Raw genomic sequence first — 15672 nt, forward strand, 5'->3', positions numbered from 1 at the left:
CTTCCCTCTTCCTTCATAAAGGAGGCACCGGATTGCCGGATACGCTTGATTCCTTCTGCCTCAATACTAAACATGCTTAGTAAATTTTTGCCAGTCGCCGAAGCGTTATCAGTGCAGTTGACACGGCTTTTAGGCGTGTCTTGATGCTCATTTCCAGCGGCATTGGCGACCTACTTAGTGCCCCCGGACATCCGAATCGACACCGGCTTGGGGGCCCTCATCCAGGACTGCGAGTTCTGCCAGATCCAGCCGGTCCAGCACGAAGTCGAAAACGTCCAGATTCTCCCGCAGTCGCTGGGGATTAGCCGTCTTCGGGATGGCAACCAGGCCGTTCTGGAGATGCCAGCGGAGCACAATCTGGGCCGGGGTTTTGGAGTACTTCTCGGCCAGCACGAACAAGATCGGCGCGGACAGCAGATCCGTGCCGGCTCCCAGCGGACTCCACGACTCCGTAACAATTCCGTGAGCGGCGTTATATGCCCGCTCTTCGGTGCGGATAATGGCCGGGCTCAGCTGGATTTGGTTGACCGCCGGCACCACATCGGTCTCCGCAATCAACCGCTCCAGATGCGAAGGCTTGAAGTTGGAGACGCCGATTGTCCGTGCCTTCCCTTCAGCCTGGAGGCGCTCAAACGTCTTCCAGGTGGACACAAACTCGTCCCGGCCGGGCAGCGGCCAGTGGATCAGCAGCAGGTCCACATAATCCAGTCCCAACCGCTGCAACGAACCTTCCAGGCCCTCAACGGCGCGGTCCTGGCCCTGGTAGGTGCCGTCCAGCTTGGTGGTAATGAACAGCTCGGAACGGTCGACGCCGGCACGTCGGATGCCGTCGCCCACCCCCAATTCGTTCCCGTACTTCACTGCTGTATCGATATGCCGGTAACCGGCGTCCACCGCCTGGACGACAGCAGCAGCCGCCTGTGCATCGTCCAGCGGCCAAGTCCCGAGTCCCAGTTGCGGAATCTGATGCCCGTCGTTGAGCGTGATCAGCGGTGAAAGTGTCATCTGAACAGTGTCTCCCTTGGTTGGCCTAGCCCTGGAATGCCCGAAGAATATTGCCGGCATGGTATTCCAGGAGGGTCCTGGCTGAATCGCTCACCTGGTCGGGTCGCTTCTGCTGGCCGAGGAAGCCAACAAAACGCCGGACGGCCTGGCCCGCCTTAGTGCTGTCGCCGTCGTCAACTGCAGTGGCTGCCTGCTGCACACTGGCGGTGAGCTGGGCGGCTACCGGACCGGACACCTCGCCCGACTCCACCAGGCCTTCGAGGACCTGCTGCAGGGCCATTACGCTGCCGGGCGTCCAGGCGGCCCGCAACGGGACGTTACTGAAGTCCATGTCGGATGCGAAATAGAAGTCCGTGTAAGCGGGCTGGTTGTAGGAGGTGTTCTGTCTGGCCACTTCAGCCCGGTACTGCGGATCATGCATGAGCGTGTAGAGCTTGTGGGTGGTGACCTCGGTGCTCAGGTACATGCGCAACGCGGAGCTGTCCGTGGTGCGGACCAGCAGCTCTTCGCGCCAGTCGCCCACCACGTCCGCCACGAGGCTGGGGTTGCCCTTGGTGTCATTGTTGGTGAGGGTGTCCGTGGCGGTCAGCAGGCGGCCGCGCTTCCAGTCATCGATCGTCGGCGTCTGGTCCCGTGAGCCGTTCACCAGTTGGGTGGTCATGTCCGCGGCCCACTTGATGCTCATGTTGGTACCGGGAATGCTGTTGGAGATTTTCTGGCCGGCTGCGGACTGCATGCCGATGGCCCAGTTTTCGATGCCACGGACGTTGGGATCGACGTCGCCGATCATGCCGCGGCCGGTGTCCCTGCCGGAGTAGGCGCCGAACAGCACTTCGCCGGTAGCGGCATCCCGCATGGCGTAGCCGTAGGGTGCCCAGGTGCCGCCTTCATGCACGGTGAAAATTTCCTTGCCCGGCCGGTCCGGATCGATGTCCGTCACGTGCATGGCGTCGCCGTGGCCCAGCCGTGCTTCCTGGCCGGGAGCAGCGCTCTGGGCGGGCATGGTGTCGAAGGAGCTGTAGAGGAGGGAGCCGTCGTCGTCGATGGTGGCTGAGCCGTAGACGACTTCCTGTTTGCCGTCGCCGTCAACGTCGGCGGCGCTCAGGGAGTGGAAGCCCTGGGTAGTCAGCTTGCCGAACACCGGGTCTGTGCCGTCAACACCATGCGGTGAAGCGTTGAAAGGGTTTGACATGGGGGTCCAGCCGGAGTCCACATCCCATACCGGGTTGAGGTTGGTGCCGTCCCAGGTGTAGCTGGCCAGGGTGGTGCGGGTGTAGTAACCGCGGGCAAACACAGCCGCGGGCTTTTTGCCGTCCAGGTAGGCCACCCCTGCCAGGAAGCGGTCAACGCGGTTGCCGGGTTCAATCCGGGCCATGGCGTAGTCGCCCCACATCAGGCCGTCGTCGAGCCGGCCGGGCTCGTAGGCGACAGTCTTCAGCTCCTTGCCGGTAGCCCCCTCGAAGACGCTCAAGTACTCCGGGCCGTCCACTACAAAGCCTTCGAAGGCACGCAGGTTGTTGCGGGCGCTGCGGCTGGGAGCGTACGTGTCCATGAAGTAGTCCGCCACCTTCTCCGCGTCGGTACGGGACAGCGGGTGCTGGTACTGGGGAGCCTGGCCGAAGGCCTGTTCCAGGGTTGCAGGCCAGTTGCCGGCCAGCACCTCCGGGTGCTGGCTCCAGCCCATGAACATCTCCACCATGTGCTGGTAGTAGTCCGCTGCACTCATCCGGTAGTCATCCGAGTGGGAGTATCCGGCGTCAATGTCCTCCTGCAACAGCGAGATGAAGGACTCGCCTGCCACGCTGCCGTCAGCGTTGTAGGAGGTGGTTTTGGTGCCCGGCGCCGTCTTAAACATCAGCTCCGCGCGGCCGTCGCCGTCGAAGTCATTGACCAGCAGCTGCGTGTAGTGCGCGCCGGAGCGGATGTTGACGCCGAGGTCGATGCGGTGGAGCAGGGTGCCGTCCGCTTTGTAGGTGTCCACGTAAGTGGCTCCGGTGTAGCCCACCTGGGACACGTCCTTGGAGTTGGTGGGGTCCCACTTGACCACGAATTCGTACTGCCCGTCGCCGTCCACGTCACCCACGCTGGCGTCGTTGGCACGGTACGTGTAGGCCTCTCCGGCAGGAGTAACGCCGTCGGCAGGCTTGGTCAGCGGGATGTCCCGGAAGTTTCCGCCCCAGGAGGTTGCGGTGTCGCTCTTGTCCAGTTCAACGCCCCCGACGACGGCACTCACCTCGTATGCCGATGTTCCCGTCCCGTCCGGATCAAGGAAGTTGGTGCTGTCCGTGACTGTGGCGATTTTCTGGCCGTCACGGTAGACATTGAAGTCGGTGCCGGTGAGTCCCGTTGCACTGGATCCGGTGGCCTCGTGGCCCAGGAGGCGCCAGCTCAGGAAGACACCTTCGCTGGTTCCGGCGGCCACCAGGCCGCGGTCCAGGTGATCCAGCTGGACTCCTGCTGCGGCCGGTTTCGCGGAGTCGCGGGAGGAAGGCCCGACGGCGGAGGCCGGGGTGGTCAGGCAGCCGAGGGTCAGTGCCACGCCGGCAGCCGCGGCCACCGAAAGACGGCGCACGGATTTCCTGTTCGGATTCATCAGTGAATCCTTTCAATTCGAGAGTGGGAAAACGCTTCCTTGGTAACTTAGTGGCCGTCGGGGGACGAAAACAAGCCTTGCGTCAGGCCGGCTCGTGCAGTATTTAGGGCGTGGTGGACCCGGAGTCAGGGTGACGTGTGCTGGGCGAGGAAATCAAAGGTTTTGTCCCTTGCCTCCTGGGCTTCGGGGAAGTCCAGATGGAACTGGTATTCGTGGGGGAGATCCGTTGAGTGGTGCGCTGCCCAGAATAATTGCGTCACCGGCACACCCTCGGACTTGAGCTTGTTGCTGTAGGGGATGGACTGCAGCCAGGTGAGGCCGTCCGCGTTCCCGCCACTGATGAAGGTTGGCGGAAGGTCTCCGCTGGCGAACTCAATGGTGGACATGGTGGCGCCTGCATAGGTTTCCGACCAGTCCTTCGTCCCGGTGTATCCCCACAGGGCAATCTTGAAGCCCCAGGCCGCCAACCCATCCAGCTCCGCCATTGCCCTCAGGTCATAGACCCCACAGTGCAGGATGGTGGCGGCGAGGTCTTCCTTCGCCAGGGCAGGCTGGATACCGAGCAGCTGCGCATAGTCCGGATTCACGGTCAGGGTAGCCATTTGGCTGGCCAGCTGGGCCCCGGCCGAGTCGCCTGCCAGGACAATCTGCTTGGCGTCCACGTTCAGTTCGGCCGCGTGGTCCTTGATGTAAGTAAGGGCTTCATTGATGTCCTCGACGGCGTTGGGATACGTGGTCTCCGGGGCGATTGGATAGCTGAGGCCAATGGTTGTGTAGCCCTTCGCCGCAAGGATTTGCAGATAAGGGGCCACGTCCCGCTTGTCCCCGGAAATCCACGCACCGCCATGGATCCACACCACTGTGGGGAGCGGGCCTTTGGCGTCGGCGGGCGTGTAGCTGTCCATCCGCCCGTCCGGGGCGTAGGCAATATCCATTTGCTCGCGGAGCGGGGTGTCCGGAACGTAGGGGAGCATTTCGGCCACCGTGGACTTCGCGCCCTGTTCGAAGACGCTCCGGATCAGCATGGCGGACGGCCATGGCGTCAGGGACAGCACCAGGGCCACCGCCAGGACTGTGAGCGCAATCGCTGCCCACCAGCGCCGCCGTCGGCGTTGCCGCTTTTGTTTGGTCCCGCTTCTGCCGTTGCCCCTGGAACCAGCAGCATCGGTCCCTTCTTCGACGGTTTGTCCTGCGGCTTGTCCAGCGGCAGTTCCGGTGTCAGCCTGCTCCAGTGCGCCCATGTGTGCTCATCCCCCCGGTAGTCCCATCCAATGTGGACGTTACTCCGCCAGAATAAGCCAAGCCGCCCGCACGTTCACGCAGGTCAGCTGCTTGCCCCCGCCAAACCGGTCAACCTGTCGCTGAGCTCCATGTACTTGCGGTCAACAACCTGCAGATCCGGGTGCGAGTCGTACCAGGCCACAATCTCCCGGGCGCCGTCCGCAAACGGAATGGTGGCCGAGTAGGACGGAACCAGCGACTTGATCTTGGTGTTGTCGAACACCACGGAATGGGACCTGTCGCCCAGAAGGTTGGCACCCAATACCGGATCATGGGCGGCGATGGTCTCCGAAGCCACATGGGTCAGGTGCGGGTCCCGAACGCCTGCTGCCCGCGCGAACAGTTGGTAGATCTGGTTCCACGGCAGATATTCGTCCGAGGTGATGGTGTAGCTCTCGCCCACCGCCTGCGGCCGCCCCAGCAATCCCACAAAGGCTTTGGCGAAGTCATTGCTGTGGGTGAGTGTCCAGAGCGAGGTCCCATCACCATGCACCAGGACCGGGAGGCCTTCGCGCATCCGGTGAATGTCCGTCCAGCCGCCCGCCATGGCGATCTTGGTGCGGTCGTAAGTGTGCGACGGCCGGACCACGGTCAGCGGGAAATCAACGGAACGGTATGCCTCGAACAAGAGGTCCTCGCAAGCGATCTTGTCGCGTGAGTACTGCCAGAACGGGTTCTTCAGGGGAGTGGACTCGAGGATCGGCAGCCGCGTGGGCGGCTTCTGGTACGCCGATGCCGAACTGATGAAAACGTACTGCCCTGTCCGCCCGTGAAACAGTTCCATGCTTGCCCGGGCATGATCCGGAGTGAAGGCAATAAAGTCCGCGACGGCGTCGAACTCCCGTCCCTTCAGCACCTCCTGCACGGCTGTTGCATCACGGACGTCCGCGTGCAGCACTTCGGCGCCGTCCGGAACCGGCCTGCCGGTGGACTGCCCGCGGTTAAGGATGGTGAGCCGGTGGCCCAGCGCGACGGCGAGTTCTGCCGCCGCCGCGCTGATCACCCCGGTACCGCCAATGAAGAGAATGTTCCTCGGCGCCACCGTATCCGCGTCCGGTGCCAGCGGATTCACCACGCGTAGTCTTCGGGAGCGGTGCGGTGCCCCGGGAAGATGTCATCGAGACGCTTGAGCGCATCGGCGTCGAGTGTGACATCCAAAGCCCGGATGGCGGCGTCGAGCTGTTCCTGGGTGCGCGGCCCCACGATGGGCGCGGTCACCGCCGGCTGGTGAAGCAGCCAGGCCAGGGCGACATCGCCGGGCTCGTGGCCCAAGTCATCAGCCAGGTCCTCATACTGCTGGATCTGCTCCCGGTGCGCCTTCAACGTTTCCAGGGCACGGCCCTCGTTTCGCCGGACCCCGTCGTTTTCCTTCTTCAGAACACCGCCCAGGAGGCCGCCCTGCAGCGGGGACCAGGGAATCAGGCCCAGCCCGTACTGCTGGGCCGCCGGAATGACCTCGAGTTCCACCTGGCGCATGAACAGGTTGTAGATGGATTGCTCGCTGACCAGCCCGGTGTAGTTGCGGCGCTGCGCGGCTTCCTGCGCCTGGGCGATGTGCCAGCCGGCGAAGTTGCTGCTGCCGGAGTAGAGGATCTTGCCTTGTTGGACGGCCACTTCGATGGCCTGCCAGATCTCGTCCCATGGGGTGTTCCGGTCAATGTGGTGGAACTGATAGACGTCGATGTAGTCCGTCTGCAATCGCTTAAGGCTGGCGTCCAGCGCGCGCCGGATGTTCAGGGCGGAGAGCTTGGATTCATTGGGCCGCTCCGTCATGGTGCCGTAAAGCTTGGTAGCCAGAACCGTGTGCTCGCGGCGTTCATTGCCCTTGGCGAACCAGCGGCCGATGATCTCTTCCGTCCAGCCACGGTGGTCAGCGCCGCCGTAGACGTTGGCGGTGTCGAAGAAGTTAATGCCTGCTTCCTGGGCGGAATCCATAATGCTGTGGGCATCGGCTTCCTCAGTCTGCGGGCCGAAGTTCATGGTGCCCAGGCAAAGCCGGGAAACCTGGAGGCCGGAGCGGCCCAAGTGGGTGTACTGCATTGGTGGATCCTTTCGGTGGTTCTGGTGGTTGAGCCTGTCTTCCGGTGGTTGAGCCTGTCGAAACCGTCGTTCGGTGGTCGAGCCTGTCGAGACCTACATCTGGGTGAAGGCGGCGACGGCTGGGTCCGAACCGAGGCGTGCGCCGGACTCCAGCGCCGTGATGGCTGCAAGTTCGTCCTCAGACAGGGTGAGGGACGAGGCTGCGAGATTTTCTCTGATCCTGGCGGGATTGGCAGATTTGGGGATCACGATGTTGCCCGACGCCAGCTGCCAGGCGAGGATCACCTGGGCCGTGCTGGCGTGGTGTGCCTCTGCGATGGCAGTAACGGCGCTGCCGTTGAGGTCGCCGCCCTGGCCAAGCGGGCTGTAAGCTTCCACGGCGATCCCAAGCGAACGGCATTTTGCGGCCAGAGCTGCCTGCTGGTAGCTGGGGTGCAGTTCGATCTGATTCACTGCAGGCACCACCTCAGCGGATTCCAGCAGGGTATCAAGGTGGTCAGCCAGGAAGTTGGAGACCCCGATGGCCCGGATCTGGTTGTTGGCATAGAGCCGTTCCATCTCCTTCCAGGCCTGGGTGAACAGGCCCTGTGACGGGACCGGCCAGTGGATGAGGTAGAGATCCAGGTAATCCAGACCGAGGGCCTTGCGGCTGCTCAGAAAAGCTTCCCGGGCTTGGCCCTGCTCGCCGTTGCGGAGCTTGGTGGTGATAAATATTTCCTCGCGGGAAACGCCGGTGGCCGCGATTGCTGCGCCCACTCCTGCCTCGTTCCGGTAGGCGGCTGCGGTATCGATGTGCCGGTACCCGGCTTGCAGGGCATCCTCGACGACGCGCTGCGTTTCTTCCGGCGGGACCTGGAAAACCCCGAGGCCGAGCTGGGGAATGGTGACGCCATTGTTCAGGGTCAGCTCTTTCATGGTGTGGCTCCTTGGTTGCAGGCAGTGCTGTGTTCGTAGTTCGCACGCACGGTGCTGTATACACCGTGTGCTGAAGCCCACGGGAACGTCAGAAAGCGGTTTCGCGGGGCCCTGTATTGAGCCTATGCATTTTTACCGCGCGCGTCAGCCCCTGATCGTGTCCCTGTTTTTCCTAGGACTGGCAGTCCTACCCTCGTCCTAAAAAGTGTGTAGAACTTCCGGGGGACCAGCGTGCACAATGGTGGGCATGGGTCAGAGCGCCGAGTTCGGAAAATTCCTGAAAGCCATGCGGTCCCGGCTGAGTCCGGAGGATGCAGGGGGCGCGGGAAACACTGGCGCCCGCAGGGTTCCGGGGCTGCGCCGCGAGGAGGTGGCCCTGCTTGCTGGAGTGAGCACGGATTACTACGTCCGGCTGGAGCAAGGCAGGAACATCCGTCCTTCCAGGGCGGTACTGGATTCGGTGTCCAAAGCGCTCCGGCTGGACAGCAGCGAACACGCCCACATGATGGACCTGCTGGAGAACTGCTCGGCAGCCAGCCACGCTCCCGCACCACCCCAAGGCGTCCGTCCCGCCCTCCGCCACCTGCTCGAAGCCGTAGGAGACGTCCCGGCCCTGGTGCTGGGCCGGCGCACCGATGTGTTGGCCGGAAACAGACTGGCCTTCCTGTTGTTCACGGACTTCCAGGAGCTTCCCGCGCAGGAGCGCAACCTGACCCGCTGGCTCATCCTGGATCCCCTGGCACGGGAGCTTTTCCGGGACTGGAAGATGGTCGCGGAAGAGGCGGCCGGAGCTCTTCGCGTGGACGTGGGCCGGCACCCCAATGATGCCCGGGCAAACCAGCTGGTGGGGGAACTCGCTGTCCACAGCGAGCATTTCCGCCAATGGTGGGCAGGGCACAGGGTTGCGGCACGGTCCGCCGGCAGCGTGCGGCTCCACCATGCCGCCGTCGGCGATCTTGAACTGAACTTTGAAAACCTGGTCCTCCCGGACGATTCGGACCAGGTGCTGAGGGTGTATTCCGCGAAGCCCGGATCCCCTTCGGCCGATGCACTGGCAATGCTGGGCAGTCTGGGGGCGGGCGCGCATCAGGAGTCTTCCCGGGAATCGCCCTCGCAGATGGCCGGAGGTACCACATCGCCCGTTCCTGCAGAAGGTGACGCCGGTATCATTGATAGATGAGTGACACCGCACTGTCCGCCGTCATGCTTGAGCGCCGGTTCGCCGAACAGCTGAAGGAACTGGCCATTTCCTGGCGTGCGGAGGAGGTTCCCCGCCCCGAGTTGCTGGCGCTCAACGAACCCCTTGCCGCCGAGCTCGGCCTCGACCCGGCCTTCCTGCGCAGTCCCGAAGGAGTGCGCCTGCTGACCGGTAATGCTGTGCCGCCGGGCGTGGTTCCGGTGGCCCAGGCCTATGCCGGCCATCAGTTCGGCGGGTACTCACCCCGGCTCGGCGACGGCCGCGCCCTGCTGCTGGGCGAAATCCTCCACCAGGACGGACACCTGCGCGACCTGCACCTCAAAGGCTCCGGCCGCACTCCCTTCGCACGCGGAGGCGACGGCCGTGCCGTGGTGGGCCCCATGCTGCGTGAGTACCTGGTAAGCGAAGCGATGTACGCGCTCGGTGTTCCAACCACCCGGGCCCTCGCAGTGGTCGGAACAGGACGACCTGTGCAGCGCGAGACTGTCCTGCCCGGAGCCGTGCTGGCCAGGATTGCCGGAAGCCATGTAAGGGTCGGCACCTTCCAGTACGCCCGGGCCAGCGGCGACATAGACCTGGTCCGCCGGCTCGCCGACTACGCCATCGAGCGGCATTACCCGTCCGCCGCTTCGGCTGAGAACCCCTACTTGGCCTTGTTCCGGGAGGTCATGGCAGCGCAGGCCGCACTGGTGGCCAAGTGGATGCTGGTGGGATTCGTTCACGGCGTCATGAACACGGACAACATGGCCATCTCGGGAGAAACCATCGATTACGGGCCCTGCGCCTTCCTGGACGATTTCGATCCCGCGGCGGTCTACAGTTCGATCGACGAAATGGGGCGCTATGCCTACCGGAACCAGCCCGTAATAGCCGAATGGAATCTCGCCCGGCTGGCGGAAACGCTGCTCCCGCTGCTCCATGAGGACGAGCAGAAGGCCGTGGATATCGCTGTGGAGACGCTGGGCGGGTTCCGCCGACTGTACGGTGCTGCGTGGTCTTCAGGGCTCAACGTCAAATTAGGCCTTCCGGCAGACCTGGACGACGCCGTTGCCTCGCCCGTGGTTAACGACCTCCTGGCGCTGCTCCAGGAAAGCCCGGTGGATTACACGTCATTCTTCCGGAACCTGGGAGAAGCCGCACGGGGAAATGCCGAGCCGGCACGTCGGATGGTTTTGGATCTCGCTGCTTTTGACTCATGGACGCAGCGCTGGCTTGCCCTGTCTCCTGACGCTGAGCTGATGGATCAGATCAACCCGGTCTACATCCCACGCAACCACCTGGTGGAGGAGGCTCTCGCTGCGGCTACCGAAGGCGATCTGGCACCCTTCAATCAGCTTCTGGCTGCGGTCACAGATCCCTTCAACGAACGTCCCGGCCTGGAACGGTATGCCGAAGGGGCCCCGGGAGACTTCGGTAAATACCGCACGTTCTGCGGCACCTGAGATTTTCCGGTTTCCTGTTGTTTTCCGCGCCGCTGTGTAATTGTCCGCTGTGCAATTGTCCAGCGTGGCCGCACGAATCTAGCCAGCAGCCCATTGGGACCCCGCTGGCCTTTTCCTAGGCTGGAGCTATCTCCGTTTTCTCCACCAAGGATGGTCTTCAACGATGAAACGCATCTCGCTGCTCAAGGAACGCCAGGCGTCGGCTGCCGGCCAAGGCCAGGTCACGGCCACCGGCTCGCATTGCCCGGTCTCGGGCCTTTGGAGCCCGGAATCGGATCCCACAACCGTGCTGTCCGTTTTCGAGGGCACCGTGTTCCCCGCGTTCGACGGCGTGCCCACAGTATGGCGGCGGGTTTCCGCAGGCGTCATCTCACCCAACTAGGTAGCAGTAGTTGCCGTTTCCAGAACTCTAAACGGCGTCTACTGCTACCTGGTTGGCGAGTGGTGGTTCAGCGTTCCAGGCGGAAGCCCAGCTTGATGGTGACCTGCCAGTCAGCTACTTCGCCGTTCTCCAGATGCCCCCGGATCTCCTTGACCTCGAACCAGTCCAGGTTCCGGAGAGTTTTGGCGGCCTCGGCAATTCCGTTGCGGACTGCGTCGTCCACGCCCGTGTTTGAGGTGCCGACGATCTCGGAAATGCTGTAGGTGTTGTTAGTCATAATGCTCTCCTCAGTCTCGTGAATCTCCCACTTGGGCTGTCCCTGAAGACTAGTAGTAGTTCGAAGCGGGGGCCAGAGCTCAGCCGGAGGTGCCGTTGAGTATCACCACATTGCTGGTGCTGACATGACGGCCGGTTGTCCTGAGGACGTGACCGTGCTGAGGGGTGTCGGACGTGACGGTGAGGTCCCTGATGCTGGAACCGGCCGCCGCAACCAGCAGGGTGGTTCCCTCGCTGTTGGTCAACACCACGTCCGCCGCCTGGCCGGTGGCTCCGGCCAAGGTGACGTTCCGGCGGTCGCCCCAGATTACCGCCGGCTCGTGATAAGTGCCGGGCTTGACCAGGACCGTGACCGGGCCGGGGTTGTTGGACGGGATGGCACCAATCGCAGCCCGGATGCTGGCAAAGTCCCCGGTACCATCCAGGGCCACCGTGATCACGCTGCGGTCCGTGGGAGCTGTTCCTCCCGCAGGCCCGGCGAAGGCCCGCACAACTCCCGGCACGGCTTCTGCCGGCGTCAACGTGTACGGGTAGGGAGGAACAAAAGAGCTTCCCCGCTGCTCGCCGGTATTTCCGCTGCATTGCTCAAATACGTTGTGGCGAGCTACCAGCTCGCCTCCCGGGCCCTGGTGGTGCAGCGGGTTCCGGACATCGCGGAAGTAGTTTCCCTCCACTACCAGCAGGGCTGCGTTGCGTCCCAGCATTCCGTAGCTGGAGATGTTCTCCAGGTAGTTGTTGTAGACGTGGGACGCAGCTGTGTTGTCCAGGCTGGCGTTGCGTTGGTGGGTATTCCTGACCCAGTTATGGTGCAGTGTCACCCGCGTGACAACGTTCTGGGTCCACCCCTCGCCCAAAGCCTTGTTGTGGTCAGCGAAGACGTTCCAGGACAAGGTGACGTTGTCGCAGTCCTTCCGGATGTCCACCAGCCCGTCGCCTAGCCGGGTGAGGTACATGTGATCCACCCAGACATGTGTGCAGGTATCCATTTGGATGCCGTCACGATCGTTATCCGGTCGCTTCCCTGCGAAGTCGCCCGGAATGTAGGAGTCCCGGACGGTGAAGTTGCGGAAGATAACGTTGGAAACATTGATGAGCTTGAAGCCGGCGTTCACCACGGCGGCTCCTTGGCCTTTGCCCAAGAACGACTTGTTGGCTGTGACCCGCAGTTTCTCGTACACGAGGAACGTCAAAACGCCGTCAATAATCACCACCAGGGGATCGGGACTGGCGGCGAACTCCCTAAGCTGTTCCGGAGTAGAGGCGTGCACAATCCTTCCTCCGGTGCCGCCGGTGGTGCTGTCCCGTCCGTGGCCGGAGATTCCGGCGTAACCTTCCGGAGCGTCGGTCCATACCGTGCCGTTCAGCGCCAGGTTGCGGGGCAACCCGGCTTCGGCATAGCCGTTCGCCACTGCCGGTTGTGCCACTGCCGGTTGTGCTGCGGCCGGTCCGGCTGCGGCGAGAAGGCCGGATGCGAACAGTCCGCCCGCCGCCAGGCCACTGGTGAGCACAGTCCGGCGTGGCAGCCCGGAGGCGGGGAATGCCCGGTCAAATGCCGCCATCTCAACCACGTCCTTCGGGGGTCCAGTCGCCAAGGAAGGTCTCCTTGGTGAAGGCGGGTGCTTCGTCGGCGCTGAGCTGGGGATGGAACTCATTTATGTGCGCACCGGGTCCGCCGTTGTTGAATTCCGCGAACCGGCCCTCGGACCAGTGGTGTCCGCTCATATCCGCCCAGCCCTGGACCGCGATGTGGCTGCCCAGGGTGGAGTCCCGGATGACGGCCATGGGGTGGGCATTGGGATCACTGCTGGCAAACCAGGGCCGGCCCAGGCTGACAGTTCCGGGAGCCGCGTTGCTGGTCAGGTTGCTGTCCACGATCAGGAAGCCGAAGGGGTTGGAGTTCTTGGTGCTGGGAGCAACAATGTAGCCGTTATTGGTGGCGCTGCCGCGGTCCAGCGAGTGGATGGTGCAGCCGTCGAACACGGCCGTGCCGCGGCCGTAAATGAAGTCCACGTCGCCCTCGATGTAGCAGTTCTGGAGGTAGGTCCGGGCCGTGGCATCGCGCCCGGTGGTGTCCGCCAGGTAGGTATCCTGGTTGCCAAGAAAGCGGGTGCCGTCGAAGGTCACGCGGTCGCCCACGGAACGGACGGCCAGTGCCTGGCTGGAGCCATTGGCAGCTTCGTCATAGGAGTTCTCCACCGTCAGGTTCCGCACGGTGGTGTCCGAGGCGAGGACGTTGATGGTGGCGCTGCCGCTGGTACCCCAGGTGCCTCCAAAGAACTTGATGCCGTTAGCGGGGGTGTCATAGGTGATGACGACGTCGGCCGGGTGGGCTGTCGCGCCCTGGACGGTCAGGTTGGGCCGGTCGGCCCAGATATTCACCGCTTCCCGGTAGATGCCGGGTTTCACCGTAATGGTGCGCGGAATGGTGCTGCCGCTGGGGATGGAACCAATGGCTGCCTGGAGGCTGCCGAAGTCGCCGCTGCCATCCAACGCCACAGTGATCTCAGTCGCGTTGTTGGGGGCGTTGTTTTCCCGTGGTCCGGCGCCGGACGCAACGATTTCCGGAACGCGCGCAGCATCGTCCTTCTGGTAGGCATAGAAAGCCGTGGGATCGAAGGCCGTGCCCACGTTGTCCTTGCGGCCGCGCGTGCCGTTGAAGATGTTGCCGCTGTTCCGCACTTCCGTTCCAGGGTCCTTGGCCACAACCGGGTCCTGGACCGCGGTGAAGTTGTTTGCCTCAACCACTACCTTGGCGGCGCCGCGGCCCATCATTCCGTACTGGCCGATGTCCTGCAGGTAGTTGTTGTACACGTGGGCAGCTGCAGTGTTGTCGATGCTGAAGTTGCGCTGGGTGGTGTTGCGGATCCAGTTGTGGTGGATGGTCATTTTGGTCACGGCGTTGGCCGTCCAGCCCACGCCCAGGGCCTTGTTGTTGTCAGCGAAGACGTTCCAGGAATAGGTGAGGTAGTCGGAATCCTTGCGGGTATCGATCAGGCCGTCGCCCATGCGTTGGATCTTCATGTGATCCACCCATATGTGGTGGGAGGTATCGATCTGGATCCCGTCGCGGTCATTGTCCGGGCGTTTTCCGTCCCAGTCGCCGGGGATATACGAGTCCCGTATGGTGAAGTTCCGGAAGATCACGTTGGAGACGTTGATGAGTTTGAAGCCGGCGTTGACCAGTTCGGCGCCGGCGCCGGCGCCGATGAAGCTTTTGTCCGCGGCCACCGGAATCTTCACATACTGGTCGGCAGAAAGGGTGCCTTCGAGGAAGATCACCAGCGGCTCACTGGCCGAGGCGTAGTCCTTGAGCTCCTGCAGGGTGGTGGCGGTGACTATGCGGCCCGCCTGGCCGCCGGTGGTTCCGGCAAGCCCGTTGCCGGGAAGGGATGCAAAACCGTCGGGTTTTTGCTTCCACAGCGCTTCGGGGGTACCGGTGGCGCCGGAAGTTGCGGGCACCGCCGTCGGAAGCGTTAGTGCGCCGGAGGGCGCTGCCTGGGCCGGAACAGCGGTGAGGCTTCCCAGGATGACGACGGCGGTGGCCGCGCCGAGTAGACGTCGCAAACTCATGCAAAACTCCTTTGTTTTGTGTCAGTCAGAGATGTTGGAGCGGTGATACGTGGAGACTGTGGGCCTACTTCAGGCCGGTGGTGGCGATGCCGTTGATGAGGTATTTCTGGCCGGCGATGAAGAATCCGATGATCGGCGCAATGGATACCACGGACATTGCGAACATGGGCCCCCACATGCTCTGGCCCTCTGAGTCCATGAACGCCCGCAGTGCCAGCGGGACCGTGTACAGGTCCTGGTTCTGGATGTAGAGGAGTGGACCGAAGAACTCATTCCAGGTGGAGATGAAGGTGAAGATCGCTGTGGTGGCCATGGCCGGGATGCACAGCGGCATGATGACGCGGAGGAACGTGCGGAAGGGTCCACAACCGTCGATCTGGGCGGCGTCATCCAGCTCCTGGGGCAGAGCCTTCATGAATTGGACCATCAGGAAGATGAAGAAAGCGTTCGTGGCCATGAAGTTTGGCACGATCAACGGCAGATACGTATCCAGCCAACCCAGCTGGGAGAAGATGATGTACTGCGGCACCAGAAGGACATGGCCCGGCAGCATCAGGGTCCCCAGCATCAGCGCGAAGAACAGCTTCCGGCCGGTGAATTCCATGCGGGCAAAGGCGTAGGCGGCCAGTGCACAGGAGAAGATATTGCCCACTATGGAGAACACCACAATGATCATGGAGTTGATCAGGTACACGTGGAAGGGCTGGTTGAGGGCCGTCCAGCCCTGTTCGTAGTTGCTGAAATCCCAGTTTTCGGGCCATAGCCCCAACTGCCGGAAGATGTCATTGCTGGGCTTCAAGGAGCTGGAGACCATCCACAGGAGCGGGTACAGCATCACCAGGCCCACCAGGCACAGGATCAGGTGGCGGGAAAAGCGGGTGCCGCTGGTGCCCGTGAGGGCATCCTCCGGCGCTGTTTCCTTTGCGGGCTTGACCTGCTTGGGCTTGAGGGATTGTTCGAGGAGAGCCAT

Annotated in this window: 13 protein-coding genes; 3 read left to right on the forward strand and 10 right to left on the reverse strand. The window is 63.0% G+C overall.

Features of this window, described 5'->3' with window-relative positions; translation table 11 throughout:
• Positions 1 to 174: 174 nt before the first annotated feature.
• The 6 genes from ACWA13_RS02150 to ACWA13_RS02175 all read right to left on the reverse strand — a co-directional run bounded on the left by ACWA13_RS02150 (position 175) and on the right by ACWA13_RS02175 (position 7834).
• A complete protein-coding gene (locus ACWA13_RS02150; protein WP_463936496.1) occupies positions 175 to 1005 on the reverse strand; it encodes an aldo/keto reductase in 831 nt (276 codons plus the stop codon).
• Between the two features lie 25 nt (positions 1006 to 1030).
• Positions 1031 to 3598: a rhamnogalacturonan lyase gene (locus ACWA13_RS02155; RefSeq protein WP_463936497.1), complete on the reverse strand. Its 2568-nt coding sequence runs from the start codon at positions 3596 to 3598 to the stop codon at positions 1031 to 1033.
• A gap of 125 nt (positions 3599 to 3723) precedes the next feature.
• Complete coding sequence (locus ACWA13_RS02160; protein WP_463936498.1) at positions 3724 to 4839, reverse strand: alpha/beta hydrolase; 1116 nt, start codon at positions 4837 to 4839, stop codon at positions 3724 to 3726.
• 83 nt (positions 4840 to 4922) lie between these two features.
• Complete coding sequence (locus tag ACWA13_RS02165; protein WP_463936499.1) at positions 4923 to 5954, reverse strand: NAD-dependent epimerase/dehydratase family protein; 1032 nt, start codon at positions 5952 to 5954, stop codon at positions 4923 to 4925.
• The gene (locus ACWA13_RS02170) at positions 5948 to 6919 is read right to left on the reverse strand and encodes an aldo/keto reductase (protein ID WP_463936500.1); all 972 of its coding nucleotides are present in this window, start codon (positions 6917 to 6919) and stop codon (positions 5948 to 5950) included. The genes ACWA13_RS02165 and ACWA13_RS02170 overlap by 7 nt, the downstream gene beginning before the upstream one ends.
• Before the next feature lie 93 nt (positions 6920 to 7012).
• A complete protein-coding gene (locus ACWA13_RS02175; RefSeq protein ID WP_463936502.1) occupies positions 7013 to 7834 on the reverse strand; it encodes an aldo/keto reductase in 822 nt (273 codons plus the stop codon).
• A 247-nt stretch (positions 7835 to 8081) separates the two neighbouring features.
• Here ACWA13_RS02175 and ACWA13_RS02180 point away from each other — a divergent pair, with 247 nt between their 5' ends.
• From ACWA13_RS02180 to ACWA13_RS02190, 3 genes are all read left to right on the forward strand, one after another.
• Positions 8082 to 9014, forward strand: coding sequence for a helix-turn-helix domain-containing protein (locus ACWA13_RS02180; protein ID WP_463936503.1), 933 nt, complete (start codon positions 8082 to 8084; stop codon positions 9012 to 9014).
• Positions 9011 to 10474: a protein adenylyltransferase SelO gene (locus tag ACWA13_RS02185; RefSeq protein ID WP_463936504.1), complete on the forward strand. Its 1464-nt coding sequence runs from the start codon at positions 9011 to 9013 to the stop codon at positions 10472 to 10474. The genes ACWA13_RS02180 and ACWA13_RS02185 overlap by 4 nt, the downstream gene beginning before the upstream one ends.
• A 163-nt stretch (positions 10475 to 10637) precedes the next feature.
• Positions 10638 to 10856, forward strand: coding sequence for a hypothetical protein (locus ACWA13_RS02190; RefSeq protein ID WP_463936505.1), 219 nt, complete (start codon positions 10638 to 10640; stop codon positions 10854 to 10856).
• 67 nt (positions 10857 to 10923) lie between these two features.
• Here ACWA13_RS02190 and ACWA13_RS02195 read toward each other — a convergent pair whose 3' ends face one another.
• The 4 genes from ACWA13_RS02195 to ACWA13_RS02210 form a co-directional block, all read right to left on the reverse strand.
• Positions 10924 to 11133 carry a dodecin gene (locus tag ACWA13_RS02195; RefSeq protein ID WP_463936507.1) on the reverse strand — a complete coding sequence of 70 codons (210 nt, stop codon included), beginning with the start codon at positions 11131 to 11133 and terminating at the stop codon, positions 10924 to 10926.
• A 79-nt stretch (positions 11134 to 11212) separates the two neighbouring features.
• Positions 11213 to 12724: a pectinesterase family protein gene (locus ACWA13_RS02200; protein WP_463936509.1), complete on the reverse strand. Its 1512-nt coding sequence runs from the start codon at positions 12722 to 12724 to the stop codon at positions 11213 to 11215.
• The gene (locus tag ACWA13_RS02205) at positions 12693 to 14702 is read right to left on the reverse strand and encodes a pectinesterase family protein (protein WP_463936511.1); all 2010 of its coding nucleotides are present in this window, start codon (positions 14700 to 14702) and stop codon (positions 12693 to 12695) included. The genes ACWA13_RS02200 and ACWA13_RS02205 overlap by 32 nt, the downstream gene beginning before the upstream one ends.
• Before the next feature lie 64 nt (positions 14703 to 14766).
• Complete coding sequence (locus ACWA13_RS02210) at positions 14767 to 15672, reverse strand: carbohydrate ABC transporter permease (RefSeq protein WP_463936513.1); 906 nt, start codon at positions 15670 to 15672, stop codon at positions 14767 to 14769.

Source organism: Pseudarthrobacter sp. TRD_SC_9 (genome assembly GCF_055361265.1).

Bases quoted from the DNA above. Each gene is read 5' to 3' on its own strand.
- ACWA13_RS02170 (WP_463936500.1), bottom strand. From the start codon at position 6,919: ATGCAGTACACCCACTTGGGCCGCTCCGGCCTCCAGGTTTCCCGGCTT.
- ACWA13_RS02175 (WP_463936502.1), bottom strand. From the start codon at position 7,834: ATGAAAGAGCTGACCCTGAACAATGGCGTCACCATTCCCCAGCTCGGC.
- ACWA13_RS02195 (WP_463936507.1), bottom strand. From the start codon at position 11,133: ATGACTAACAACACCTACAGCATTTCCGAGATCGTCGGCACCTCAAAC.
- ACWA13_RS02205 (WP_463936511.1), bottom strand. From the start codon at position 14,702: ATGAGTTTGCGACGTCTACTCGGCGCGGCCACCGCCGTCGTCATCCTG.
- ACWA13_RS02190 (WP_463936505.1), top strand. From the start codon at position 10,638: ATGAAACGCATCTCGCTGCTCAAGGAACGCCAGGCGTCGGCTGCCGGC.
- ACWA13_RS02155 (WP_463936497.1), bottom strand. From the start codon at position 3,598: ATGAATCCGAACAGGAAATCCGTGCGCCGTCTTTCGGTGGCCGCGGCT.
- ACWA13_RS02180 (WP_463936503.1), top strand. From the start codon at position 8,082: ATGGGTCAGAGCGCCGAGTTCGGAAAATTCCTGAAAGCCATGCGGTCC.
- ACWA13_RS02150 (WP_463936496.1), bottom strand. From the start codon at position 1,005: ATGACACTTTCACCGCTGATCACGCTCAACGACGGGCATCAGATTCCG.
- ACWA13_RS02210 (WP_463936513.1), bottom strand. From the start codon at position 15,672: ATGGCTCTCCTCGAACAATCCCTCAAGCCCAAGCAGGTCAAGCCCGCA.
- ACWA13_RS02160 (WP_463936498.1), bottom strand. From the start codon at position 4,839: ATGGGCGCACTGGAGCAGGCTGACACCGGAACTGCCGCTGGACAAGCC.
- ACWA13_RS02185 (WP_463936504.1), top strand. From the start codon at position 9,011: ATGAGTGACACCGCACTGTCCGCCGTCATGCTTGAGCGCCGGTTCGCC.